Genomic DNA, 23549 nt, shown 5'->3' on the forward strand with positions numbered 1-23549 from the left:
TCAGCGCCCGGAAGCGGAAGCGGTGACGCAGGGATTTTCGCGCCGGTCCCGACCCTGTGGGGCCTGAACCGACGGCTTTTCAGGATCGGCGCGGAAGCAGGGCGTCCTCAGGTCAGCAGCAGGGTCTTTCCGAGGGTGCTGCGGGCCGCGATCGCGGCGTGGGCTTCGCTCGCCCGTTCCAGGTCGAAGGTCTGGCCGATGAACGGCCGGATCCGGCCCGCCGCCGCATGACCCAGCGCCTCTTCGACCAGCCGCCTCTTGCCCGCGGCGTCGAGGGATGGCAGGTCGAAGAGGGTCGTGACGTCCACCTCGCGGCTCTGCGACTCCTGAGGACCGATCCCGGCGAACTCGCCGCCGGACGCGCCGTAGGCGATGAAACGGCCGCCGCGCGCCGTGACGTCGAACGCCGAACGGCCGAGCCGGCCGCCGGCGCCGTCCAGGGCCACCTCCGCCCCGTGGCCGTCGGTGAACTGCCGCACCCGATCGGTCCAGCCGGGTTCGGAGTAGTCGACCACGGCCTCGGCGCCCAGCTCGCGCGCCAGATCCAGCTTGCGCCGACCCCGGGCGGCACCGATGACCCGTGCGCCCGCGGCGCGCGCGAGCTGGACCAGCAGACCGCCCGCGCCCCCGGCCGCCGCTGCGACGAGCACCCGGTCATCGGGTTTGATCCGGGCCGCCTCGGCCAGCATCAGTGCGGTGGGACCGTCGTGCAGCAGCGCCACCGCCTCGCGCGGGCCCAGCCCGTCGGGCAGCCGGATGAGCCCGCTCGCCGGTACCGCGACCTGTTCGGCGTAGCCGTCCGTGGGGGCGACCGACAGTCCGGTCCCGGGATCGCGCCTGCCCGTCTCGGTGATGACGTCGGTGCCGATCCAGTCGGCGTCCACGCCTTCCCCGGCCGAGACCACCCTCCCCGCCACCCCGTTGCCGGGCACGTACGGCGGGCTCACGGCGAAGTACTCCCCGCCCCACCCGCTGCGTATCTGTGTGTCGAGGAACATGACGTCAGCGGCGAAGACGCCGACTACGGCCTGTCCCGGCCCGGCGACCGGATCCGGCATCCGGCCGGGCACCAGGACCTCGGGGCCGCCGAACCGCTCCACCTGCACCACGCGCATGGCGATCGCTCTCCTTGCTCCGCGTTTCTTCGGATCTACGCGAAGCAGTCTCATACCTCAACCTTGGTTGAGGTCAACTGGTCGGCGGCGACCGCCGCGCGGAGCCGCGCCGGCCCGGGAGGTAACAGGCGAGGGGCCGCACCGAACGAGATCGGTGCGGCCCCTCGGGTCGTGCGTCGGGCGGCTAGGCCCAGAGCTGGCCGTCGAGGCGTTCCTCCGCCTCTTCGAGGGTGCCCTCGTAGGCGCCGGTGGACAGGTACTTCCATCCGGCGTCGGCGATGACGAAGGCGATGTCGGCGGATTCGCCGGCCTTGACCGCCTTGGCCGCCATCCCCAGCGCGGCGTGCAGCGCGCCGCCGGTGGAGATGCCGGCGAAGATTCCCTCCTTGTTGAGCAGCTCGCGGGTGCGCTTGAGGGCCGCGTCGGAGGGGACGGAGAAGCGCGTGGTCAGCACGCTCTCGTCGTAGAGCTCCGGGACGAAGCCCTCGTCCAGGTTGCGCAGACCGTAGACCAGCTCGCCGTAGCGCGGTTCGGCCGCCACGATCTGCACCTCGGGCCTGTGCTCGCGCAGGTAGCGGCCGACGCCCATCAGGGTGCCGGTCGTGCCCAGCCCCGCCACGAAGTGGGTGATGCCGGGCAGGTCGGCCAGCAGCTCCGGCCCGGTCGTCTCGTAGTGGGCCCGGGCGTTGGCCGGGTTGCCGTACTGGTAGAGCATGACCCAGTCGGGATGCTCACCGGCCATCGCCTTGGCCACCCGCACGGCCTCGTTGGACCCGCCCTCGGCCGGGGAGAAGTGGATCTCGGCGCCCCACATCTCCAGGAGCTGCTTGCGCTCGGCCGAGGTGTTCTCCGGCATCACGCACACCATGCGGTAGCCGCGCAGCTTGGCGACCATGGCCAGCGAGATGCCGGTGTTGCCCGACGTGGGTTCGAGGATGGTGCAGCCGGGGGTGAGCCGGCCGTCCTTCTCGGCCTGCTCGATCATGAAGAACGCCGCGCGGTCCTTGATCGAGCCGGTCGGGTTGCGGTCCTCCAGCTTCGCCCACAGCCGCACCTCCGGCGACGGCGACAGGGCGGGCAGGCCCACGAGCGGCGTCCGCCCCAGGGAGTCCAGGAGAGAGTCGAAACGCATGGCGGCTAGCGCATGCCGCCGGCGACGGCCGGCAGGACGGTGACGCTGTCGCCGTCGGAGACGGGCGCGTCGATGCCGCCGAGGAAGCGCACGTCCTCGTCGTTGAGGTAGACGTTGATGAACCGGCGCAGCTGGCCGTTGTCGACGAGGCGCTCGGCGATGCCGGGGTGGCGCTTGTCGAGGTCGGTGACGAGCTCGCCGAGGGTGCTGCCGCTGCCTTCGACGGCCTTGGCGCCGTCGGTGAGGTTGCGCAGGATCGTGGGAATGCGGACCTCGATGGCCATGGGTGTCTCTCCGTAAGAAGTCTGTGTGGGTCGTGTGGGTCGTGGTCGCCGTCGCGTGGGCGCGGCGGCACTGACGACGGCCCGTCGCTTGGGTTTCAACAGGCGCAGCCGCACGCTGATTCCGCGCCCGGCGGCTCCCCGCCGGTTCAGGCGGCGCCGATGATCTCCACCGGCTCCTCCGTGACCTCCGAGTCCACGATGCGGTAGGAGCGGAACTCCACGGTGTCGGGCTCGCGGGTGGAGACCAGCACGTAGTGGGCGCCGGGCTCGGAGGCGTAGGAGATGTCGGTGCGCGAGGGATAGGCCTCGGTCGCGGTGTGGGAGTGGTAGATGACCACCGGCTCCTCGTCGCGGTCGTCCATCTCGCGCCAGACCTTGAGCTGTTCGATGGAGTCGAACCGGTAGAACGTCGGCGAGCGCTCGGCGTTGATCATCTCGACGAACCGCACGGGCCGGTCGGATCCCTCGGGGCCGGCGACCACGCCGCACGCCTCGTCGGGGTGGTCGCGGCGGGCATGGGCGACGATCTGGTCGTAGATCGAGCGATCAATCCTCAGCATGGCTCTCAGCGTAGCCGAGAAACTATTCCTACCCACTCACTGGGTATGACTAATGCGAGGGATCTCCGCGGTCCGGCCCGGATCCTCCCCCGCCGCTGCTCACCCCGGATCGGTCCCGCCGCCGATCAGCGCCTGCAGCAGCGTCTCCTGGAGGCCGCCGAGCCAGTCGTAGATGTGCAGGGCCGCGGCGTCGGCGTCGTCCACCTGACCCTCGCCGCGCAGGTAGGCGTCGTAGGTCTCCTCCTCGATCTCCAGGCGGGTGCCCAGGGCGAGGCGGACGTCGTTGAGCGCCTTGAGCCAGGCGTGCGCGTCGGCGAGGTCGAGCGTGACGCTGCCGCCGGCCTCGGGCAGGGCGACCAGCATCGCCTGGGCGTTGTCGCGCTTGTGCCGGCGCAGCTCGTCCTCGGTGTAGCGGCGGAAGTCCCCGGCCGACTCGGTGTCGTCGGAGTAGGCGTCGGGGAAGAGCCTGGCCAGCACCGGGTCCTCCGGCTTGGTGTCGCTGCCGCCGATGCCGACGAGTTCGGCGAGCCCGTCCTTCGGTTCGGGCGGCTCCACCAACTGCAGGATCAGGCCGGCCATGGAGCGCAGGACGGCGGCCTCGTCGAGGTCGAGGTCGATGGTGACGCCCCCTCGGGGCGCGGGGCGGAATCCGTTGGTCATGGAGTCTCTCGCTGGGTCCGCGGGGCTACTTGTCCTGCTGGAGCGTCGCCCACAGCCCGTACTCGTGCAGGATGGAGACGTCGCGCTCCATCTCCTCCCGGGTGCCGCTGGAGACCACGGCCCGCCCCTTGTAGTGCACGTCGAGCATGAGCTTGTGGGCCTTGCGCTTGGAGTAGCCGAAGACGGTCTGGAAGACGTAGGTCACGTACGACATCAGGTTGACGGGGTCGTTCCAGACGATCGTCACCCAGGGGAGATCGGGCCGAACGTCCTCCTCGGTCTCCGGCCGCTCCAGCTCGACCGGCGCCGTCGTCATGGGTCCATCTCCTTCGTCGTCCGACCGTTGCCGGTCGTGGCGGTCCTGGCCGCCGGGGCCGGGCGCGGGCGCGGGGTGTGCGGACGCGCGCGGCACCTCCCCGGGCTTGCTTCCAACTCGTATTGTCCCATCCGTTCCCGGTGCGATTCGCGCACCGCTGCACCACCCGATTTTGCTCCCATGAGACACAAACTAGGCTTGGTGCTCATGACCGATGGCTGGAGCAGTGCGCTGCTGACCGACCAGTACGAGCTGACCATGGTGCAGGGTGCGCTGCACAGCGGTGCGGCGCACCGGCGGACGGTGTTCGAGATGTTCGCGCGCCGGCTGCCCGAGACCCGCCGCTACGGCGTGGTCGCCGGCACCGGGCGCTTCCTCGAGGCCCTGGAGCGGTTCCGCTTCGACCCCGAGGCGCTGGACTACCTGTCCCGGGCCGGGATCGTCGACGACCTTACCCTGAAGTGGCTCGCGGACTACCGGTTCTCCGGGGACATCTGGGGCTACGCCGAGGGCGACTGCTACTTCCCCGGCTCCCCGATCCTGGTCGTCGAGGGCACGTTCGCCGAGGCCGTCATCCTGGAGACGCTGGCGCTGTCCGTCTACAACCACGACTGCGCGATCGCCTCGGCGGCCTCGCGGATGGTCACGGCCGCGGGCGAGCGGCCGCTGATCGAGATGGGGTCGCGCCGCACCCACGAGATGGCCGCGGTCGCGGCGGCCCGCGCGGCCCACCTCGCCGGATTCGCCACCACCTCCAACCTGGAGGCGGGGCGGCGCTACGGCGTGCCGACGGCGGGCACCAGCGCGCACTCCTTCACCCTGCTGCACGACAGCGAGCGGCACGCCTTCTCCGCCCAACTGGAGGCGCTGGGCAACGGCACCACGCTCCTCGTCGACACCTACGACGTGGTGCGCGCCGTCAACTGCGGCATCGAGCTGGCAGGCACCGAGCTGGGCGGGGTGCGCATCGACTCCGGCGACCTCGGCCCGCTGGCCGAGCGGGTGCGGCGGCTGCTGGACGAACAGGGGGCCGCCGACACCCGCATCGTCGTCACCGGCGACCTCGACGAGTACGCGATCCAGGCGCTGGCCATCGCGCCCGTGGACGGCTACGGGGTGGGCACCGCGCTGGTCACCGGCTCGGGAACGCCGACGGCGTCGCTGGTCTACAAGCTGGTGGCCCGCGCGCACGGCGACGACCCGGCCGAGCCGCTGGCGCCGGTCGCCAAGCGCTCGGTGGGCAAGCCCAGCCGGGGCGGCCGCAAATGGGGGGTGCGGCGCTTCGACGACGACGGAACCGCGTCGACCGAGCTGGTCTACGACCACGAACCCGAGCTCGGCCCGCTGGACCGGCCGCTGCTGCGGCGACTGGTCGCCGGGGGCGAGATCGTCGGCCGCGAGCCGCTGAGCGAGGCGCGCGAGCGGCACGCCCGGGCCGTCAAGGAACTGCCGATGGCCGCGCAGCGGATGTCGCGCGGCGAACCGGCGATCCCCACGTCTTTCGAACAGCGCGTCAACGCCTGACGCGCGAAGGGACCTGACATGTTGGCACTGATCGTCGTCGACGTACAGAACGACTTCTGTGAGGGCGGCAGCCTCGCCGTGTCCGGGGGCACCGATGTCGCCTCGGCGGTCTCGGCGTTCATCGACGCGCGGCACGGCGACTACGTGCACGTGGTGGCCACCCGCGACTACCACGTCGACCCCGGCGCGCACTTCTCCGACTCCCCCGACTTCGTCGACTCCTGGCCCCCGCACTGCGTGGTGGGCACCTCCGGCGCGGACTTCCACCCGCGCTTCGAGACCGACCGGGTGGATGCGGTGTTCAGCAAGGGCGCCCACACCGCCGCCTACAGCGGGTTCGAGGGGGCGACCGAGGACGGCGCGACGCTGTCGGCCTGGCTGCGCGAGCACGGCGTGACCTCGGTCGACGTGGTGGGCATCGCCACCGACCACTGCGTGCGCGCCACCGCCCTGGACGCGGTCCGGGCCGGGTTCGACACCCGGGTGCTGCTCAACCTGACCGCCGGCGTCGCCCAGGAGAGCGTGCACACGGCGCTGGAGGAGCTGCGCGGGGCCGGCGTCGCCCTGGAGGGCCAGCCGGTCGTGGCCTGACCCGCCGGGCCCGGCCACCGGCCGCACCACCGGCGCAACGCCGGCCGCAGCGCCCCGGAACGCATTTGTCGCCGGGAGTAACAGAAACCAGGGGCCAACGGTCCTGGACAAACCGGCGCTTTGTCACCTGCGTGACAAAGCGCCGGTTTCTTTTCATTGCCAGTGATCACTGGCTCATTACAGGAATGTGACTAATGTAAAAGGAGCATCCCCTTTTTCCGGCCCGGCCGGAGGTAGTAGTGCACCAGAGACCCACGGTCACCGGTCTGCGGGAGAATCCGCTGGCGACCATTCCCGCGGAGATCGCCGACCGGCTCCGCCCCGCCCTGGACTCGACGACCGACGAGATCGTCGCCGACATCCAGTCCCGCATCGCCGAGTACGCGCGCCCCCGCGACGCCAACTACCTGCGGGTCACCCGGGCCGCCGTCGAGCACGCGCTGCAGGCGTTCATGGAGCGGATGGGCGACCCGGACCCCCGCGCCGAGGAGCTGCACCAGAAGTTCCGGGCCATCGGGGCCGGAGAGGCGCACGAGGGACGCAACCTGGACAGCCTGCAGACGGCGATGCGCAGCGGAGCGGTGATCTCGTGGCGGCGCATCGCGGAGATGTCGGAGTCGACCGCCATCCCCCGGCACTACATCTCGCTGCTCGCCGAGGCGGCCTTCCTGTTCCTCGAAGAGATCGCCGGGGCCGCGGTGGAGGGCTACAGCCAGGCCAGGGCCAAGGCCGCGGGCGAGCTCCAGCGGCGCAGGGGACGGCTGATCAACCTGCTGCTCGCCGAGGAGCCCGCGGCCCCCGAGGCCATCGCCGACCTGGCGCGGGCCGCGCGGTGGCGGGTCCCCGCCTCGATCGCCGCGGTCACCCTGCACTACCGCGACCGGGAGCCGGTGAGCACCCCGACGCTGCCGCCCGACGTGCTCGTGGACTTCAACCGGCTGGACCCGTGCCTGCTGCTGCCCGACCCCGACGGCCCCGGGCGGCTGCAGTCGCTGGGCCGGGCGCTGCAGGGCTGGGACGCCGCGGTGGGACCCGCGATGGAGGTGGCCGACGCCGCGGCCTCCCTGAAACGCGCCCAGGACACGCTCGCGCTGGTGCGCAGCGGCCTCATCCCCGGTTCCGGGATCATCCGGTGGACCGAGCACCTGACGACCCTGATGCTGTTCGCCGACGAGGCGCTGCTGCACGCCATGGCCGAGGCCCGGCTGGCCCCCTTGGAGGAGCTGCGCCCGGCCCAACGCGACCGGATGGCCGAGACCCTGCTGTCCTGGCTGCAGACCGGCTACAACGCCAACGAGGTGGCGGCGCGGCTGCACGTCCACCCCCAGACGGTCCGCTACCGCCTGCGCCGGCTGGAGGAGCTCTTCGGCGACCGGCTGCGCGACCCCGACCAGCGCTTCGAACTGGAGATGGTGCTACGGATGCGCGGCCTGAAATCCCGGGCCGGGCGGCGCCGCGAGCGCGAGGGCGGGGACGCGGCGAGCGTGATCGCGCTCCCCCGCCGCCGCGGCGAACGGTGAGCGGAAAGGACCGCGGGGCGGGGGTTGGAGGAACTCGCACGGCGGGCGGCCTCACTGATGCTCGGCGATCGGATACGCACAGGGGGTGAGCTGTCGCAGTGCGCGCAGCGCCGGCGGCACAGCGGACCCGGTCCCTGAAAACCCCCACCTCATCCCGCGAACGCAGCGGTCAAGACCCGATCAGGCCCACGCCGCGGCGGCGCTCCGCTCCGACCGGGCCCCGCGGCGGGCGGCCCCGCCGGTGCCGGAGTCCCTCACCCGGCCCGTCACGCACAGCTCGCCGCCGATGACGACACCGAGGTCCCCGGTGCGCAGCCACGGGGCGTCACCGGCCGGATCCGCGCGCGGCGCGCCGAACATGGTCGCGCCGAAGACCTCGACGCTGCGCTCGGTGTCGCCCCAGTAGGCGTCGGCGACGTTGGGCCCCTGCACCCAGATCTCCCCGACGGCCCCTTCGGGCACCTCGACCCCGTGCCGGGGGTCCACGACGGCCACCCGCTGCCCGACCGGCCTGCCGCAGGAGACCAGCTCGACCGCCGGCTCCTCGGACCCCGGGAGCTCGACGGCCACACCCATCGCCAGGGCGTCGCGGTCGACCTCGCGCACGCGCGGCGGGCGGCGCGCACCGTCCATGCTGACGTAGGCCGTCGCCTCGGCCGGCCCGTAGGCGGGGATCTGGGCCGCGGGGTCCAGGCCGCACGGCTCGAACGCCTCGGCGAACCGGCGGACCGTACGGCCGGCGCCGGAACGTCGGGGAGGTCGGCGCGCACGCCGGTGCCGAGGGGCGGCGCCGGAGGCGGTACCGGTATCGGGGGCGAACTCGTCGACGGCGATGACCTCCCGCACGCCGCAGGCCCCGTCGGAGCCGATCAGCTCCCGCACGCCCGCGTGCGCCGACGCGGTGGTGAGCACGAGGGAGGGCCGGCAGTCGCGCAGCGCCCAGCGCAGGCGCTCGCCGCGGCCGGGCGGGTTGGACAGATCGGGCGGGCCGGGCGGGAACAGCGGCACCGCGACGGCGCGGGTGTGCAGGACGGCCAGGACGGCGACGACGTAGTCCAGCCCCTGCGGCGCCAGGATCGCGACCCGCCCCCCGCCTCGGTCGCCTCCTCGATCCCGGTGGCCAGGACGCGCACCCGGCGCGCGGTCTGCGCCCAGGTGAGCGTCCGCGTGACGCCCGCGGGGTCGGCGGAGTGGTCGGTGAAGGCGTAGGCGGGGGCGTCGCCCACGGCGCTCCCCCAGTGCGCGAGCCGGGTGGCGAGCGGCTCCGCGGCGTCGAAGGATGCCGGGGCCGGCACGTGGCCGTAGCGGGTCGGCGGCATGGTCCCTCCCGGACACCGATCTGGTCTCCGGTGAAGGTACTGACGGCGCGCCCCCGGCGCTGCACACCCGAGGCCGAAGTCCCGCCCCGCTTTTGTCACTCCGGTGACAGTCCCGGGGACCCCGCCTCCGGCTCCCATCGAACTCTGGCTGATGCGTCCGTGGGGCGAAGTGGGATTTTCAGGACTCGGACCCGCTGTGCCGCCGGCGCTGCGCGCACTGCGACAGCCCACCTCCCGTGCGAACGCGACCGTCGGACATCAGTCAGTCGATGCCGATGGCGGCGCGGACTCGGGAGATGACGTGGCGGGCGCGTTCGCGGGCGCGGGCGGCACCGGCGGCGAGGATGTCGTCGAGCTCGGTCTCCGAGGCCATGAGCTCGTCGTAGCGCTCGCGCTTGGCGGCCACCTCGGTGTTGATGGCCTCGAACAGCTCGTTCTTCAGCTCGCCCCACCCCATGCCGCCGGCCTCCAGGCGCTTGCGGGTGTCGGCGACCCGGTCGGCGTCGGCGAACTGGGTGAGCAGCTGGAAGACCACCGAGGTGTCGGGGTCCTTGGGGTCCTCCACCGGCGTGGAGTCGGTGGGGATGCGGCGGACCAGCTTCTTCAGCTTGTTCTCGGGCAGGAAGAGCGGGATGTGGTTGTCGTAGGACTTGCTCATCTTGCGGCCGTCGACGCCCGGCAGGATGCTCGCCTCGCCCTCGGGGTAGACGCCCTGCGGGATCGGGAAGCTGTAGCGGTCGCCGTAGACGTGGTTGAAGGAGCCGGCGATGTCGGCGGCGTACTCGATGTGCTGGGTCTGGTCACGGCCGACCGGGACGAAGTCGGTCTCCATGATGAGGATGTCGGCGGCCATGAGGATGGGGTAGTTGAACAGCCCCATGTTCACGCCGGCGTCGAGGTCGGTGACGCCCGCCGCCTCGTTGCGGTCCCGCGCGGCCTTGTAGGCGTGGGCGCGGTTCATCAGGCCCTTGCCGGTGACCGTGGTGAGGATCGTGGTGAGCTCGAACACCTCGGGGACGCTCGACTGGCGGTACAGGATGGTCCGCTCGGGGTCGAGCCCGCAGGCGAGCCAGGTGGCGGCGACCGACCGGATGTTGGCGCGGAGCCTCTGGGGGTCCTTGACGGTGTTGAGCGAGTGGTAGTCGGCGAGGAAGTACAGCGTGTCGTAGGAGCTCGCGGCGGCCAGCGCCGGCTTGATCGCTCCGATGTAGTTGCCGATGTGCGGCTCGCCCGAGGTCTGGATCCCGGTGAGGTAGGTCTTGGTCGCTGCCATGCGCCAAGCCTATCGGGCGGGAGGGCCGGACCTCCCGCCGCTCGGGCCTCCCCCGCCGCTCGGGCGGGCGCTCACTCGGGCACCCGCTCCCTGAACTCCGTCCGCTCCGCCTGCGTCGCGGGCCGGACCCGCTCCGCGAGGTCGGCCAGCTCTTCGCCGGAGAAGGTGCCGCGCGGCGCCGAGATCCGCACATGGGCCTCGTCGTACTGGACGAGGGCGTTCGTGGGCTCCTCCACCCGGGTCCACGGGTCGGTGTCCTCCCCGGAGGCCGAGGGGGCGGGCTCCCGGTCCCAGTCCTTCTCCAGCAGCACGGCGTCCCCGCGCCTCTCGCAGTAGGTGTGGGGCTCGCGGCAGGCGTCCTCGACGCCTTCGCCGTCGTCCCGGTAGGTCACCACCGAGATGTCCTGGCTTCCGGGCTCGCTGTGCTCGTAGTAGACCTCGAAGTCCCCCAGCCCGTGGACGGTCGTGTACACCGGCTCCCACGCGTCGCCGTCCAGCACGCCGATCACCGGCACGGCGTCGAACTCCGCCAGGGCACCGGTGTGCTCCCGCCAGACGTCCCAGGCCCAGGCCGCGCAGACGTGCGCGACCAGCGCGACGACACCGATGGCGACGAGCGGGCGCAGCGAACCGCCCCGCGCGGCGCGGCGGACCCCCGCGGCCAGCAGCAGCGGGGCGAAGAGGAGGCAGAGGGCCCAGGGCACGACGGGGTCGGACGGGTCCAGCAGGAGGAGGGCGGTCAGGTCGGCGAGCGAGACGGCCAGGCCGATCGACACCACCGCGGCCGCGCGGGCGACACCGGCGGCGCGCATCCCTCTCGCCACCAGCGCCGCGGTCAGCGCCAGCAGCACGAGGGCCAGCCCGATGGTGGGCGGGTCCTGCCCGTCGCCCATGATGCCGTGCTCGCCCCCGAGCACCAGATTCGTGGCGAGCATCGCCACCAGCCAGAGGAAGAGGACGACGGGACCCCACAGCAGGCCGACGACGACGGCGAAGACGGTGTCGCCGGTCCTGCCCCGGAGTGCGGGACTCCCGGCGCGCTCCTTCTCGGCCGTCCCCCCGCCCGGCCCGGCGCGGTCGTTGAAGGGCATCGCAAGCCTTTCCGTGTCCGTGTGCGCATCGACCGCCGGTGTGACGGCGGCCGGGTCGACGTTACCGACCACGGGAGACCCGCTCCAGAGCCGGATGACTCAGTCGCCTCTGCGTACTCGGTACTCGGTGCTTTCGCGATGCCACGAACGCGCCGCGCCTGACGACCACCGCGTCCCACAGATGTCAGGCGGGGAGTTCGGAGTCGGCGAGGATCTCGCCGAGGCCCCCGGTGCGGTGGTTGTCCACGACGAGGATCTCCGACTCCGGCAGCAGCCAGAGGCGCTGCTCGTAGTAGACCGTGGGGCCGTCGACACCGACCCTGTCGCCCGAGGCATCGGTGCAGCTCACGTACCACACCTGGTAACGGGCGCGCCGCTCGCCGATGTCGGCGAGTCCGTCCTCCTCGGGTTCGAGGGGGCTTGTGGGCTCGGGGGCCGTGGTGTCGTAGGCGGGATCGCAGTTGTAGGGCTCGGCGGCCGGGTAGAACGGATTGGTCCCGTCCACGGGGCCGAGCGCGTACCCGGTCCGGACGCCGCCGGACCCGAACACCCTGATGTTCGGACACTCGTAATGACCGCCCCACCATTCCGGTTCCCGGCATTCGACGTCGGGGTCGGTCCGGATCAGCAGCCACTCGCCCTGGACCGTGCCGACCTCCATTTCGCTGAACTCCGCCTCCCGGCGCTCCACCTCCCACTCCCCCGGAAGCTCCAGGGTCATGTTGCGGAACTCCACGCTCCGGGTGGCCCGCTCGGACCGCTCGCCGAACTCGGCGGCGGCGAGGATGTCGTCGAACTCCTCGATGTCCCAGTTGTCGACGATCAGGATCTCCGACTCCGGCAGCAGCCAGGAGCGCTGGTCGTGGTAGCCCCAGATCTGCACGCCATCGGGGCTGGTCCCGGCATCGCGGTCGTAGCAGCCGGCCGGGACCTCGCGGTAGAGGGCCTCGCGGTCACCGGCGGGCCGCAGCTCGCTGACCTTGGGCCCCTGGGAGAAGGACGGGTCGTCCTGCCTGTAGATCTCCAGGGTGGTCGGGCACAGCGGCGGGTCGGTGTAGGGCGCGAAGAGCGCCGCGCCGTCCGCTTCGCTGATCGGGCCGTATCCGGCCCCGCCGAACTCGATCCCGCCGGGACCGAGCACCTTCAGGTGACGGCAGCCGTCGGGGTTGGAGGCCCAGTGCCAGTCGAAGCCCTCACACGCCTCCTGGCCTTCGGGGAGCAGCAGCAGCCACTCTTCGCGGATCTCGTCGCCGTCCGGGGGCGAGGACAGCGGGAAGAACTCGCCCTCGAACGTCTGCGCCTCCCAGTCCTCGGGGATCCGCAGCGTCATCCCCCGGAACTCGATCTCCTGGCCGGGCGGCTCGCTGGACGCCGGACTCGCCTCCGCTGCCAGGCCGGGGATGACGGGCTGGTCGGTGGCGACCCGCCCGGCGACCCAGCCGCCGCTCACGACGGTGGTCGCCGTCGCCCCGGCGGCGATCAGAGCGGTGGCCTTGCTCACCCCCGCGATCGTGCCCGCGCCCGCCGCCGTCGTCGCGGCGCCGCCCGCGACGCTTCCGGCGGCGACGCCTCCGGTCGCGGCACCTCCGGCCGCCGACCCGGTACCGGCCGCACCCGCGGCGCTCAGGGTGGCCGCGCCCATGCCCACGCCCGCCTGGGCGGCCATGCCCGTGGCGACCATGGCCGCTCCCCCTGCGGCGAGCCAGCTCTCGGGGCGGTGCCCGGCGGCGCTGAAGCCGCGCCAGGCGGAGTGCAGGAGTGAGCGCAGGTGCTCGCGCGGCGCACCGGCGGCGTGTTCCCCGTTCCGGACGCCCTGCCCGCTCAGCGCGAGGACGGCGGTGAACGCCTCCTCGGCGCCGGGACGCGCGGCCGGGTCGGCCGACAGCGCGCGCTCGACCAGCTCGCGCAGGTCGTCGGGGACCCCGTCGGTGCTGGTTTCAGCCGCACGCATGCGGGCGAGCAGCGTTTCGGTGTCACCGGTGCCGTAGGGGCCGCTGCCGGTGGCGGCGAAGACGACGAGGCCGCCCCAGGCGAACATGTCGGAGGCCGCGGAGGCGGCGACACCGGCCACCTGCTCGGGCGCCAGCCAGCCGGGCGTGCCGAAGACGCCCGGCTCCGCCGTGCGGTCGTCGGCGGCGCGGGCGATCCCGAAGTCGAGCACCCGGGGGCCCTCCGGGGAGAGCATGACGTTGCCCGGCTTGATGTCGCGGTGCAGCACGCCGGCGGCGTGGATCGCGGCGAGGGCCTCGGCGGTACCGGCGGCGAACGCCGACAGCTCGTCGCCGGTCAGCGGACCGAACTCGCGCACGTGGGCGCGCAGGGTGCGGCCGGGGACGAACTCGGTGGCCAGCCATGGCGTGGCGGCGTGCGGGTCGGCGCCGAGGAAGGCGGGCGCGCACTCGGCGTCGATGCGCCGGACGAGGTCGACCTCCTGGGCGAACCGCTCCCGGTAGTCGGTCCGGGCCGCGTAGCGCGTGTGGACGACCTTGACCGCCACGCACCGGCCGCCGCCGTCGAGCGCGCCGTAGACCGCGCCCATGCCGCCCTCCCCCAGGCGCCCGACCACCTGGAACGGTCCGATGCGCGCGGGATCGCCCGCGCGGAGAGGGGAGAGTTCCGGCGGCAGCGCGGGCGTTCCGGGACCGCCCGGGGGATCCGGAGGGCCTGGAGGAACGGAAGGACCTGAGGAACCAGGAGGACCGGGAGGACCTTCGGCGGGGGACATGCTTCTCCAGTTGTGCGGCGTATACGGCTTTTCGTGAGGCTCCTCACCAGACTAGAGAGCCTCGAAAGCGCAAGATCACCACACAACTGACCTGAAGCGGCCACCGAGCGCTTCTAGAGGCGCTGCTCCTTGACGGCGGTGAGGAACGCCGACCACTCGGCGGCCGGAAGGGAGAGATGCCCATGGGAGGGGTTCTGCGAGTCCCGCAGGGCGATGAAGGTGGGAAGCGGGGCGCACTCGACGCAGTCGGCGTTCCCGTGGCTGTGGCTGGACTTCGTCCAGGCGACGCTGGCGCACTCGACGCAGTTGGCGTTACCAGCGCTGTAGCTCGATTTCCGCCACGGTGCGTGCGGGCTCACTGTAGCTCCTTGCTCACGCGGTCGATAAGCTCGACCGATTCTGATGGATCTAACGCTACCTGGAGCAGCCTTTTTGCCGCATCTTGATAAGCGGCAACTTCGTGAGGCTCTTCGAGGAAGAGATCAGCTGTCTTCCCTTCCAGAAGGACGATGGCAGGGTCCTCACCGAACTCGTGAAGAACGAAAGAGCCCTCAGCACTGGCATGTTGACCAGCTGAGAAAGGGATAAGCCGAACAGTGATGTTCGGACGAGAGGCTGCATCAACAAGCTGGCGTAGTTGACGCGCCATGATCTGAGCTTCACGGAAGCGATGTAGCGCAGCTTCGTCAAGGATCACCTGCAACTCAGGAGCACTGGGACGCGTCAGCACAGATTGCCTAGCCATACGAGCCGCCACCTTGGCCTCGACATCGCGCGGCTGATCACTGAAGTTACTGGTCCGAATGATGTCTCGGGCATACTCAGCCGTCTGCAAGAGGCCTGGGACAAGCACCACTTCGAAGTTGGTGATCCTCGTAGCCTCTTCTTCCAACGCGATCTCGGTCTGTGTCGCGTCGGTGATCTGCCCTGCGTACGCCTGCCACCAGCCGAGTTCGTTGGCGCGTTCGGCCAGGTCCAGGAGTTCCCGTTGGCGGGTCAAGGGCACGTCGTAGAGATCGAGCAGGCGCTCGGTCTCGTCCACGCTGACACCGCGCTTGCCGCTCTCGATCCGACTGATGGTCGGACCGGACATCCCGGCGCGCTCACCGGCTTGGTCCGTGCTCAGGCCGGTCGCGTTGCGCAGTTGCTTCAGCTCCCTGCGCAGGCGCCGGGCGCGGACCGTCGATCCCAGCTTCCGAGACATTCGTGCATCTCCTCCTTGCACTGAGACCTTAGTTGGCTCCCAAGGCGCCCTTGGCCACCCCTCCGGACAGAAACAGGCGCTTCAATATTCTTGAAGCGCTTCACAAATTACATGACTTCTTCTAATCTGACGCTACGGGTTCACCTTGCGTCATGCGGCGATAACCCGAAAATCCCTGTTGGCGCCCAACCACATAGGAGTCCTCATGCCCACCGACATCACCCTCGGCGGTCGCCCGCCCACTCCCTGCGAGGTCAAGCGGCGGCTCCTGGCCGCCCTTTCCGAGGAGGTGAACCTTCGGGGTGGTCGCGCCCTTCTCTCCCTCGCGCACGACGGGGGTCCCCTGCTCTACGTGCGAGCCCACTCCGGGACCGTGATCGTCGTGGCGGCCGAGACTCCTCGCGGCTGGGCGTTCGTCTGGCCCGGCGGGCAGAGCGACGCCGCGGACCCCCGCCTCTCCGCCCGGCACCTCACCGCGCCCCGCCGGATGCCGCGTCCCCCGTTTCGGCCCGCCCGGCGTGCGCACCTGAAGGCGGTGGCCTGACGATGACCGGGCACTCCGCCTTCGCCGTCAACACCGAGCGCTCCTTCCCCGGCACCTGCCAGGGCCTGCGCCGCTCCCGCCGCTTCCTGCGATGGGGAATCGCGGAGGTCTACCCGCGCCAGGTCGACGACGCCGAACTCTGCCTCTCCGAGGCCTTCACCAACGCCGTCAAGCACACCCTCAGCGGCCGCCCCGGCGGCCGGGTCACCGTCCGCGCCTACGCCCTCACCTGCGGCCCGCTCTACGTCGACGTCCTCGACCAGGGGCCCGTCAACGGCACCGACCGCCCGGCCGTCGATCCCAGGGCGTGCGACCTCGACGCCGAGCACGGCCGCGGCCTCCACCTCATCCACGAACTGACGCGCTACTGGACCTACCTGCCCGGCCGCGCCCACGGCTGCCTGTGCCTGACCTTCGACGTCCCGGCCCTCCCCCGAAGAACCGCCGCCGCGTGAGCGGACCCATCGACGCCCACGGCCACGCAACGAGCCCGGCCCCGCCTCCGGAGGAGGCGGGGCCGGAGCCGCGGAACTGAACCGGGCCGACGGGGCGTCCACGTCTCACGTGCGGAAGGCGGCCCAGCTCTTGGCCATGCGTTCGGCCTGGCCCTCGGTGAACTCGAAGAGGCACTTGTCGTCGCTGTAGTTCATGAAGTTGTGGATGGGGTCCTCGCCCGGGCGTTCGGTGCAGGTGTCGCGGCCCTCGGGGCAGCCCGACGACTGCTCCCGCTCGTAGGGGGTGTCGTCGACGTAGTCGCCCGGCTCCTCGCAGCCGTTCTGGAAGGTGTGGAACAGGCCCAGCCAGTGCCCGGTCTCATGCGTGCCGGTGTGGCCGAGGTCGAACTTGTCCCGGCCGCCCCCGGGCACCGTGCGGTAGTCGATGACGACGCCGTCGCTGCGCGAATTGGACTCGTAGTCCTGCGGGAACGTCGACCGGCCGAGCAGTCCCTGCCCCATGTCGATGGAGTAGAGGTTGAGGACACCGGCGTCGCCCTGGCGCAGCTCGCGCTTGATGGCCTGCTCGTTGGCGCCGAAGTCGCCGAACCACGCGTCGTTGGCCGTGCGGGTGACCTTGGCCAGTTCGAACCGGAACCCGGTGTCGACGCCGCCGTAGTCACCGCCGAACCCGCGGTTCATCACGGCGATCTGCTCGCCGATCGTGGCGTTGTCGATGTCGCCGGTGCCGTCCTCGGCGGAGACCACGTGGAACACGACCGGGATCGTCTCGGGCTGCCCGGAATCGGGCGTCCGCTGCGCGATGGGGGCCGCGTTCAACTGCCGGTCGAGCTCGGCGGCCTCCTGCGAGGTGAGCGCGCTGGGATCGTGGGCTTCGGGGTCGGCCAGCCGGGCCGCGCTCGTCCCGGGTTCGCACAATCGGTCAGCCGGGAAGGCCCCGGATGCGCGTTCCGACTGCACCGGTGGAGCCTGCGCCGCGGTGGTCGCGACCGCTCCGGCCAGCGCCGCCGCGCCGACCAGCAGACCGCCCCAAGTGCCGATGTTTCGACGGCTTCGCCCGCTTTCCCCGATATACATAGCAACAGCATGTAGTCATCCGGTAACCCATGGCTAGATCCCGCGCGTCCTAATCGTGCAGTATTTACGGTGTTCTTGCGGTGATGCGCACGATTTTGTCAACCTCTGCACCCTTGGGGAGGTGCCCGGTTCCGGATTGCGGGTAGTGCTCCTCGCGGTCGCAGCGCCACCCCGCGGCCGTCAGCACCGAGTCACCGACCGCCGGACTCCGACCACCGGTCACGAGACTCCGGCTCCGGCCGCAGGCCGCCGGTTCACCGTCCCCCGGTGGCCCAGCTCCGGAGTTTGGCGATGCGCTTGCGCACCTGCTCGGCGGTGGCCTGGGCGATCGGCGGCCCCCCGCAGGCGCGGCGCAGCTCGTTGTGGATCATGCCGTGCGGCTGGCCGGTCCGGTGGTGCCAGGCGCCGACGAGGCCGTTCAGCTCCTTGCGCAGGTCGGCCATCACCTCGTGCTCCGGGGCCTGCTTCGGCTCCTCCTTGGGAGCCTTGCGCTCACCGGCCCGCTGCTCGGCGTTGCGCTTGTTCAGCAGCTTCGCCACCTGCTCCGGCTCCAGCAGGCCGGGCAGCCCGAGGAAGTCCTCCTCCTCGGGCGAACCCGGCGCGCCGCCGCCGAACTCGCCGCCGTCGTAGAGCGCGCGGTCGAACTCGGCCGAGGCCTCCATCGTCTCGAAGGGCAACTCCTCCCCGGCGTCGGGGGTGTCGCGCTTCTTGCGGGCCTCGTCGACGAGGTCCTGCTCGGGGTTGAACTCCCCCTCCTTGATGGGGCGGTCCAGCGCGTGGTCGCGCTCGCGCTCCATCTCCCCCGCGTACTCCAGCAGCGTGGGCACCGACGGCAGGAACACCGACGCCATCTCGCCGCGCCGGCGCACCCGCACGAAGCGGCCGACCACCTGGGCGAAGAACAGCGCGGTGCTGGTCGAGGTGGCGTAGACCCCGACCATGAGCCGGGGCACGTCGACGCCCTCCGACACCATCCGCACCGCGACCATCCAGCGGTCCTCGGACTCGGCGAACCGCTTGATCTTGCGGCTCGCCGTGGGGTCGTCGGACAGCACGACGGTGGCGCCCCGCCCGGTGATCTGGCGCAGGATGCGCGCGTAGGCGCGGGCGTTCTCGTGGTCGCTGGCGATGACCAGCCCACCGGCGTCGGGGCTGGTGCTGCGGACCTGGGTGAGCCTGCGGTCGGCCGCTGCCAGCACCTTCTTGATCCAGTCGCCCTTGGGGTCCAGCGCGGCCCGCCACGCCTGCGCCAGGGCGTCCTGGGTGAGCGGTTCACCGAGCCGGGCGGCGAGCTCGTCGCCGGCCTTGGTGCGCCAGCGCATCTCACCGGAGTAGGCCATGAAGATGACCGGCCGCACCACGCCGTCGGCCAGCGCGGGCGCGTAGCCGTAGCTGTAGTCCCAGGAGCAGCGACGCACGCCGTTGTGGTCCTGGACGTAGTCGACGAACGGGATCGGGTTGACGTCGGAGCGGAACGGGGTGCCGGTCAGCGCCAGCCGGCGGGCCGCGGGGTCGAACGCCTCGCGGACCGCCTCGCCCCACGACAGCGCGTCGCCGGCGTGGTGGACCTCGTCGAAGACGACCAGCGTGCGGCGGGCCTCGGTGCGGTTGCGGTGCAGCATCGGGTGCGCCGCGACCTGGGCGTAGGTGACCGCGGCGCCGATGAACTGCTTGCCCAGCGCGCCCTGGCCGTTCTTGAACTCCGGGTCGAGCGGGATGCCGAACCGGGCCGCGGCGTCGGCCCACTGCTTCTTCAGGTGCTCGGTGGGGCAGACCACGGTGATCGAGCGGATCACGTGCCGGGCCAGCAGCTCACTGGCGAGCGTCAGCGCGAACGTGGTCTTGCCGGCCCCGGGGGTGGCCACCGCCAGGAAGTCGCGCGGCTCGCGCCGGAAGTACTCCTCAAAAGCCTCGCGCTGCCACGCGCGCAGACCCCGAAGCCGTTCACCCGTGTTGTTCTCGACAAGCGTCATCGCGTGAATCCCCAGATGCTCACTTGGACGAGGGTATCCGGATCCGGAGACCGGCGCGGCGCCCGGCCGGTGCGTCCGGCCGGGCCCGTCCCTTCCGGCTACTGCCCCTCGCCGGGCAGCCCTTCGGAGCCGTCGGCGCCGTCGGCCGGGGCGCCGCCGCTCTCGGCGGTGCCCTCCTCGCCGCCCTCCGAGGGCGCGGGAGCCCCGCCGCCGTCGGCGGGCGCGCCCTCGACCTCCACGGCGCCGTCGTTGAAGGGCATGTAGGGGTCGACCCACGGGAAGGCCACGTACCACAGGAGCGCGGCCGCGCCCGCGACGAGCGCCAGCGACAGGACGAACTTCACAAATCCCGGGCCGGGCAGGATGCGCCAGATCAGGCCGTACACGTCTACCTCACTCCTGCCCGGCGTTCTCGGGGGCCATGTCGGCGATGCTCTCGGGCATGCCCTCGTCCTTGGGACGGGTGTCGGTCAGCTCCGCGTGGACGATCAGCCGGTGCGTGTTGTTCAACTTCGGAGCGCAGGTGGTCAGCGTCAGCAGGGTACGCGTCGGGTCCTCGTTGTCGGGGTCGAAGGGGTCGGGGTCGACCACCTCCACCTGGTCCGGGGTGACGGTGTGGGACTCGATGACCTCGTAGGTGTAGAAGTTCTCCCGGTCCTCCACCACGATCTCGTCGCCGTCGGCGAGCAGGTCCAGGTCCCAGAAGATGCCGGGGGTGCGGTGCCCGGCGACCGCGTAGTTTCCGACCTGGCCCGCCGCGGCGTTATCGGTGTAGTGGCCTGGGCTGTAGCGGATGTCCTCCTGGCTGACTCCGTTGACGACGACCCAGTTCATGTCGAGGTCGGGAATGTACATCCGGCTGTTGGCCGCACCGGGCAGCGGCTCGGAGTCGGGGCCCGGGGGCGTCTCCCACTGCTCCTCCAGGCCCTGCGCCAACTGGGTCTGCTCGCGGTCGGTCTCGAACTGCTTGCCGTAGACCTGGTAGGCGGCGAAGAACAGCATGATCAGGCCCGCGGTGAACAGCAGTTCACCGAAGGTCCTGAAGACGCCGCGCACGACGTCGCCGCCGGTGAGCCGCCCGCGCGGGGCCGGTTCGGGTCGGCGGCGCCGACCGCGCGTGCCCCGTCGGCGCCGACCGCCCCGACTGCTCGACCGGCGTTCGTCGGTTGTGGAAACCATGTGACCTACCCGTGAATTCGACCCGCCGTCCGAACGTGGTCACCTCGGGGGGCTGGGACCGGTGCGAGTCCGGACGAGCGGGTGCGACAGGAATCGACCTCGTGATCAGTGGACGGCGCTTGGGCAATGCGGGCGGTGCCGCAGGGCGTTCCCCCGCGAGTGGGCCATATGCCGCGATCCGTCCAAGGGAGGGTACCGCGACGGAGCGGTCTCCAGCAGCCACCCGGCGCAAATTGTGGATCGATCCCCCGCGGGGTGGCCGGTTCCGGACGGTCCCGGTGGCACGAGGGGCGCGGACGACCGGTGGTCGTCCGCGCCCCTCACACAGGCGAGAGCGCCGCTCAGGCGGCCATCATCTCCTCGTAGATCTTCTTGCACTCCGGGCAGACCGGGAACTTCTTGGGGTCGCGGTTGGGCACCCACACCTTGCCGCACAGCGCGATCACCGGGGCGCCGCTGACGGCGCTCTCGGTGATCTTGTCCTTCTGCACGTAGTGCGCGAAGCGCTCGCGGTCCCCGTCGTCGTGCGACGTGTCGGGCCGGGTCTCGCTCTCCGGAAGCACCTTGTTGAAAACGTCCATCACCATCGTGTCCCTCACACCTCCTGCGTCACCGTCCACGGTATCCGGACCGACGCTCGCGTTCAGTTCAACGTGGGATCGTCGGGGAAGGTCGATACCAAGGCGAGATCCCCGCCCTGCCTGCGCAGCACACCGGCCCACAGCGCGTCGGGATCGGCGCAGAAGACGTCCTCGACGGTCGCCGGGAGCACGTACCAGGCGCCCTCCTCGATCTCCGCCGACAACTGGCCCTCGCCCCAGCCCGCGTAGCCGGCGAAGACCCGCAGCCGGCCCAGCGCGGTGCCGAGGATCTCCGCCGGGGCGTCCAGGTCAACGGTGCCCATGCCCGAGACCCCCGAGTCGGCGTCCACGTTCTCCAGCGGACGCCAGCCCAACGGCGCCTCCGCGGCCTCCGGCACCGCCAGGGCCAGCCCGGCGCCCGTGCCGACCGGGCCGCCCGCGAACATCACCGCGGGGTCGCTGGCGTAGTCGCCCCAGTCCTCCAGCACCTCGGATACCGGCAGCTCCAGGGGACGGTTCACGACCACGCCCAGAGCGCCCTCGGCGTCGTGGTCATCGATCATGAAGACGACCGCGCGCCGGAAGTTGGGGTCGTCCAGCAACGGGGTGGCCACCAGCAGGTGCCCGGTCAGGCTCGGCTGATCCATGCCCCCATCCCTACCCGAGGTCGCCCACCGCCATCCCCGCGGCCCTGACTCCTCCCGCACCGCGGTCTCGTGGACCGGACGAGCCGCCAAGGTGCGGACGACCACGCGCCGCCGGCACTACGCGCACCGCGACAGCCGACCCCCTTCGACCCCCGCGACGCACCGCCTACTGCTCCCGCACCGCCACCTCGCGCACCGCCGTCGCCACCTGCTGCGACAGGTCGGAGTGCAGCACCACCCAGGGGGCCGACCCCCTTCGACCCCCGCGACGCACCGCCTACTGCTCCCGCACCGCCACCTCGCGCACCGCCGTCGCCACCTGCTGCGACAGGTCGGAGTGGAAGACGCTGGGGATGATGTAGTGCGGGCCGAGCTCGTCCTCGGTGACGACCGCGGCGAGCGCCTCGGCCGCCGCCACCATCATGTCGGAGCTCACCTTGTGGCTCTGGGCGTCGAGCAGGCCGCGGAAGACGCCGGGGAAGACCAGGACGTTGTTGATCTGGTTGGGGTAGTCGCTGCGGCCGGTCGCCACGACGGCGGCGTGCAGGTGCGCGATCTCGGGGTCGACCTCGGGGTCGGGGTTGGCCAGCGCGAAGATGATCGAGTCGTCGTTCATCTCGGCGATGTCCTCGCCGCCGAGGAGGTCGGGCGCCGAGACCCCGACGAAGACGTCGGCTCCGCGGACCGCGCCCTTGAGGTCGCCCGCGTAGCCCTCGGGGTTGGTGTTGTCGGCGATCCACCCCAGGTTGGCGTCCAGGTTCTCGCGGCCCTTGTGGACGGCGCCGTGGATGTCGCAGACGATGACGTCCTTGGCCCCGGCGTGCATCAGCAGCTTCAGGATGGCGGTGCCCGCCGCGCCCGCGCCCGACATCACGACGCGGACCTCGGCGAGGTCCTTGCCGACGACCCGCAGCGCGTTCTTCAGCGCCGCGAGGACGACGATCGCGGTGCCGTGCTGGTCGTCGTGGAAGACCGGGATGTCCAGCAGATCGCGCAGCCGGGCCTCGACCTCGAAGCAGCGCGGCGCGGAGATGTCCTCCAGGTTGATGCCGCCGAAGCCGGGCGCGATGACCTGCACGGTGCGCACGATCTCGTCGACGTCCTGGGTGTCCAGCGCGATCGGCCAGGCGTCGATGTCGGCGAAGCGTTTGAACAGGGCGGCCTTGCCCTCCATGACCGGCATGGAGGCCTCGGGGCCGATGTTGCCCAGGCCCAGGACCGCGGAACCGTCGGTGACCACGGCCACGCTGTTGCGCTTGATGGTCAGCCGGCGCGCGTCGTCGGGGTTGGCGGCGATGGCCGAGGACACCCGTGCCACGCCCGGCGTGTAGGCCATGGACAGCTCGTCGCGGTTGCGCAGCGGCACCTTCGACTTGATCTCGATCTTGCCGCCGAGGTGCATCAGGAAGGTCCGGTCGCTGACCTTGTGGACGGTGACGCCCTCGATGCCGCCGAGCGCGTCCACGATGGCCTGCGCGTGGTCGGTGTCGCGGGCCGCGCAGGTGACGTCGATGCGGATCCGCTCATGGCCGGCCGCGGTCACGTCGAGAGCCGTGACGATGCCCCCCACGTGCTCGACTGCGTTGGTCAGGCTGCTGACCGCGCTGCCGTGTCCGTCGAGCTCCAGACGGACCGTGATCGAGTAGGAAACACTGGGAAGGGTGGCCACGTAAAGCTCCTCGTTATTCACTAAAGTTGCAGCGCTCGGCTCAGCGGCACCACCAATGGTGCCATTGTCCGCGTTTGGCCTGCGCGCGACCGGGCGCAGTGGGCCCGCGG

General features: G+C 71.4%; 25 protein-coding genes. 6 read left to right on the top strand and 19 right to left on the bottom strand.

Annotated features, from left to right (window positions below):
• Positions 1–107: 107 nt before the first annotated feature.
• The 6 genes from HDA32_RS22360 to clpS all read right to left on the bottom strand — a co-directional run bounded on the left by HDA32_RS22360 (position 108) and on the right by clpS (position 4067).
• Positions 108–1115, bottom strand: coding sequence for a zinc-binding dehydrogenase (locus HDA32_RS22360; RefSeq protein ID WP_179645069.1), 1008 nt, complete (start codon positions 1113–1115; stop codon positions 108–110).
• Between the two features lie 184 nt (positions 1116–1299).
• Positions 1300–2247 (bottom strand): PLP-dependent cysteine synthase family protein, encoded by a 948-nt coding sequence (locus HDA32_RS22365; RefSeq protein ID WP_179645070.1) that lies wholly within the window; start codon positions 2245–2247, stop codon positions 1300–1302.
• 5 nt (positions 2248–2252) lie between these two features.
• Positions 2253–2531: a MoaD/ThiS family protein gene (locus tag HDA32_RS22370; RefSeq protein ID WP_179645071.1), complete on the bottom strand. Its 279-nt coding sequence runs from the start codon at positions 2529–2531 to the stop codon at positions 2253–2255.
• A gap of 146 nt (positions 2532–2677) precedes the next feature.
• Positions 2678–3091 carry a M67 family metallopeptidase gene (locus HDA32_RS22375; RefSeq protein WP_179645072.1) on the bottom strand — a complete coding sequence of 138 codons (414 nt, stop codon included), beginning with the start codon at positions 3089–3091 and terminating at the stop codon, positions 2678–2680.
• Positions 3092–3190: 99 nt separating this feature from the next.
• Entirely contained in the window at positions 3191–3751 is a 561-nt protein-coding gene (locus tag HDA32_RS22380) for a DUF2017 domain-containing protein (protein WP_179645073.1), read from the bottom strand.
• Between the two features lie 25 nt (positions 3752–3776).
• Positions 3777–4067, bottom strand: coding sequence for an ATP-dependent Clp protease adapter ClpS (clpS, locus tag HDA32_RS22385; RefSeq protein ID WP_179645074.1), 291 nt, complete (start codon positions 4065–4067; stop codon positions 3777–3779).
• A 207-nt stretch (positions 4068–4274) separates the two neighbouring features.
• Here clpS and HDA32_RS22390 point away from each other — a divergent pair, with 207 nt between their 5' ends.
• The 3 genes from HDA32_RS22390 to HDA32_RS22400 all read left to right on the top strand — a co-directional run bounded on the left by HDA32_RS22390 (position 4275) and on the right by HDA32_RS22400 (position 7702).
• Complete coding sequence (locus HDA32_RS22390) at positions 4275–5591, top strand: nicotinate phosphoribosyltransferase (protein WP_179645075.1); 1317 nt, start codon at positions 4275–4277, stop codon at positions 5589–5591.
• Positions 5592–5609: 18 nt separating this feature from the next.
• Positions 5610–6182, top strand: a complete 573-nt coding sequence (locus HDA32_RS22395) for an isochorismatase family protein (protein ID WP_179645076.1) — start codon at positions 5610–5612, stop codon at positions 6180–6182.
• A 239-nt stretch (positions 6183–6421) separates the two neighbouring features.
• Complete coding sequence (locus tag HDA32_RS22400; protein ID WP_312863284.1) at positions 6422–7702, top strand: PucR family transcriptional regulator; 1281 nt, start codon at positions 6422–6424, stop codon at positions 7700–7702.
• A gap of 180 nt (positions 7703–7882) precedes the next feature.
• On the opposite strand, the gene HDA32_RS22405 is transcribed toward HDA32_RS22400, so the two are convergent.
• Positions 7883–8779, bottom strand: a complete 897-nt coding sequence (locus HDA32_RS22405) for an AMP-binding protein (RefSeq protein WP_312863436.1) — start codon at positions 8777–8779, stop codon at positions 7883–7885.
• Here HDA32_RS22405 and HDA32_RS30955 point away from each other — a divergent pair.
• The gene (locus HDA32_RS30955; protein ID WP_246335364.1) at positions 8726–8911 is read left to right on the top strand and encodes a hypothetical protein; all 186 of its coding nucleotides are present in this window, start codon (positions 8726–8728) and stop codon (positions 8909–8911) included. The two genes, HDA32_RS22405 and HDA32_RS30955, sit on opposite strands and share 54 nt — an antisense overlap.
• Before the next feature lie 372 nt (positions 8912–9283).
• On the opposite strand, the gene HDA32_RS22410 is transcribed toward HDA32_RS30955, so the two are convergent.
• From HDA32_RS22410 to HDA32_RS22430, 5 genes are all read right to left on the bottom strand, one after another.
• Complete coding sequence (locus HDA32_RS22410; protein WP_179645078.1) at positions 9284–10294, bottom strand: tryptophan--tRNA ligase; 1011 nt, start codon at positions 10292–10294, stop codon at positions 9284–9286.
• 71 nt (positions 10295–10365) lie between these two features.
• Positions 10366–11385: a hypothetical protein gene (locus HDA32_RS22415; RefSeq protein ID WP_179645079.1), complete on the bottom strand. Its 1020-nt coding sequence runs from the start codon at positions 11383–11385 to the stop codon at positions 10366–10368.
• A gap of 184 nt (positions 11386–11569) precedes the next feature.
• Positions 11570–13951 (bottom strand): serine/threonine-protein kinase, encoded by a 2382-nt coding sequence (locus HDA32_RS22420; RefSeq protein ID WP_312863285.1) that lies wholly within the window; start codon positions 13949–13951, stop codon positions 11570–11572.
• 272 nt (positions 13952–14223) lie between these two features.
• Positions 14224–14469, bottom strand: a complete 246-nt coding sequence (locus tag HDA32_RS22425; protein ID WP_179645081.1) for a DUF397 domain-containing protein — start codon at positions 14467–14469, stop codon at positions 14224–14226.
• The gene (locus HDA32_RS22430; protein ID WP_179645082.1) at positions 14466–15314 is read right to left on the bottom strand and encodes a helix-turn-helix domain-containing protein; all 849 of its coding nucleotides are present in this window, start codon (positions 15312–15314) and stop codon (positions 14466–14468) included. Before HDA32_RS22430 ends, HDA32_RS22425 begins: the two co-directional genes overlap by 4 nt.
• Before the next feature lie 205 nt (positions 15315–15519).
• Here HDA32_RS22430 and HDA32_RS22435 point away from each other — a divergent pair, with 205 nt between their 5' ends.
• Together HDA32_RS22435 and HDA32_RS22440 are read left to right on the top strand one after the other, a co-directional pair.
• Complete coding sequence (locus tag HDA32_RS22435) at positions 15520–15858, top strand: hypothetical protein (RefSeq protein WP_179645083.1); 339 nt, start codon at positions 15520–15522, stop codon at positions 15856–15858.
• Positions 15859–15860: 2 nt separating this feature from the next.
• Positions 15861–16313 (top strand): ATP-binding protein, encoded by a 453-nt coding sequence (locus HDA32_RS22440; RefSeq protein WP_179645084.1) that lies wholly within the window; start codon positions 15861–15863, stop codon positions 16311–16313.
• A 105-nt stretch (positions 16314–16418) separates the two neighbouring features.
• Here HDA32_RS22440 and HDA32_RS22445 read toward each other — a convergent pair whose 3' ends face one another.
• The 7 genes from HDA32_RS22445 to HDA32_RS22475 all read right to left on the bottom strand — a co-directional run bounded on the left by HDA32_RS22445 (position 16419) and on the right by HDA32_RS22475 (position 23439).
• Positions 16419–17390: a zinc metalloprotease gene (locus HDA32_RS22445; protein WP_179645085.1), complete on the bottom strand. Its 972-nt coding sequence runs from the start codon at positions 17388–17390 to the stop codon at positions 16419–16421.
• 254 nt (positions 17391–17644) lie between these two features.
• Complete coding sequence (locus HDA32_RS22450) at positions 17645–19363, bottom strand: DEAD/DEAH box helicase (RefSeq protein ID WP_179645086.1); 1719 nt, start codon at positions 19361–19363, stop codon at positions 17645–17647.
• 98 nt (positions 19364–19461) lie between these two features.
• Positions 19462–19749: a hypothetical protein gene (locus HDA32_RS22455; protein WP_179645087.1), complete on the bottom strand. Its 288-nt coding sequence runs from the start codon at positions 19747–19749 to the stop codon at positions 19462–19464.
• A gap of 7 nt (positions 19750–19756) precedes the next feature.
• The gene (locus tag HDA32_RS22460) at positions 19757–20542 is read right to left on the bottom strand and encodes a class E sortase (protein WP_179645088.1); all 786 of its coding nucleotides are present in this window, start codon (positions 20540–20542) and stop codon (positions 19757–19759) included.
• 341 nt (positions 20543–20883) lie between these two features.
• A complete protein-coding gene (locus HDA32_RS22465; protein WP_179645089.1) occupies positions 20884–21129 on the bottom strand; it encodes a DUF3039 domain-containing protein in 246 nt (81 codons plus the stop codon).
• A 56-nt stretch (positions 21130–21185) separates the two neighbouring features.
• Positions 21186–21770, bottom strand: coding sequence for a YqgE/AlgH family protein (locus tag HDA32_RS22470; protein ID WP_179645090.1), 585 nt, complete (start codon positions 21768–21770; stop codon positions 21186–21188).
• Between the two features lie 277 nt (positions 21771–22047).
• Entirely contained in the window at positions 22048–23439 is a 1392-nt protein-coding gene (locus tag HDA32_RS22475) for an NAD-dependent malic enzyme (protein ID WP_179645091.1), read from the bottom strand.
• Positions 23440–23549 lie beyond the last annotated feature (110 nt).

Origin of the sequence: Spinactinospora alkalitolerans, from assembly GCF_013408795.1 — a bacterium.
In the GTDB taxonomy this organism is placed as follows: Bacteria; Actinomycetota; Actinomycetes; order Streptosporangiales; family Streptosporangiaceae; genus Spinactinospora; species Spinactinospora alkalitolerans.

Coding starts and splice junctions, on each gene's coding strand:
- HDA32_RS22360 (WP_179645069.1), bottom strand. CDS start 1,115: ATGCGCGTGGTGCAGGTGGAGCGGTTCGGCGGCCCCGAGGTCCTGGTG.
- HDA32_RS22365 (WP_179645070.1), bottom strand. CDS start 2,247: ATGCGTTTCGACTCTCTCCTGGACTCCCTGGGGCGGACGCCGCTCGTG.
- HDA32_RS22370 (WP_179645071.1), bottom strand. CDS start 2,531: ATGGCCATCGAGGTCCGCATTCCCACGATCCTGCGCAACCTCACCGAC.
- HDA32_RS22375 (WP_179645072.1), bottom strand. CDS start 3,091: ATGCTGAGGATTGATCGCTCGATCTACGACCAGATCGTCGCCCATGCC.
- HDA32_RS22380 (WP_179645073.1), bottom strand. CDS start 3,751: ATGACCAACGGATTCCGCCCCGCGCCCCGAGGGGGCGTCACCATCGAC.
- clpS (WP_179645074.1), bottom strand. CDS start 4,067: ATGACGACGGCGCCGGTCGAGCTGGAGCGGCCGGAGACCGAGGAGGAC.
- HDA32_RS22390 (WP_179645075.1), top strand. CDS start 4,275: ATGACCGATGGCTGGAGCAGTGCGCTGCTGACCGACCAGTACGAGCTG.
- HDA32_RS22395 (WP_179645076.1), top strand. CDS start 5,610: ATGTTGGCACTGATCGTCGTCGACGTACAGAACGACTTCTGTGAGGGC.
- HDA32_RS22410 (WP_179645078.1), bottom strand. CDS start 10,294: ATGGCAGCGACCAAGACCTACCTCACCGGGATCCAGACCTCGGGCGAG.
- HDA32_RS22415 (WP_179645079.1), bottom strand. CDS start 11,385: ATGCCCTTCAACGACCGCGCCGGGCCGGGCGGGGGGACGGCCGAGAAG.
- HDA32_RS22430 (WP_179645082.1), bottom strand. CDS start 15,314: ATGTCTCGGAAGCTGGGATCGACGGTCCGCGCCCGGCGCCTGCGCAGG.
- HDA32_RS22435 (WP_179645083.1), top strand. CDS start 15,520: ATGCCCACCGACATCACCCTCGGCGGTCGCCCGCCCACTCCCTGCGAG.
- HDA32_RS22440 (WP_179645084.1), top strand. CDS start 15,861: ATGACCGGGCACTCCGCCTTCGCCGTCAACACCGAGCGCTCCTTCCCC.
- HDA32_RS22445 (WP_179645085.1), bottom strand. CDS start 17,390: ATGTATATCGGGGAAAGCGGGCGAAGCCGTCGAAACATCGGCACTTGG.
- HDA32_RS22450 (WP_179645086.1), bottom strand. CDS start 19,363: ATGACGCTTGTCGAGAACAACACGGGTGAACGGCTTCGGGGTCTGCGC.
- HDA32_RS22460 (WP_179645088.1), bottom strand. CDS start 20,542: ATGGTTTCCACAACCGACGAACGCCGGTCGAGCAGTCGGGGCGGTCGG.
- HDA32_RS22465 (WP_179645089.1), bottom strand. CDS start 21,129: ATGGTGATGGACGTTTTCAACAAGGTGCTTCCGGAGAGCGAGACCCGG.
- HDA32_RS22470 (WP_179645090.1), bottom strand. CDS start 21,770: ATGGATCAGCCGAGCCTGACCGGGCACCTGCTGGTGGCCACCCCGTTG.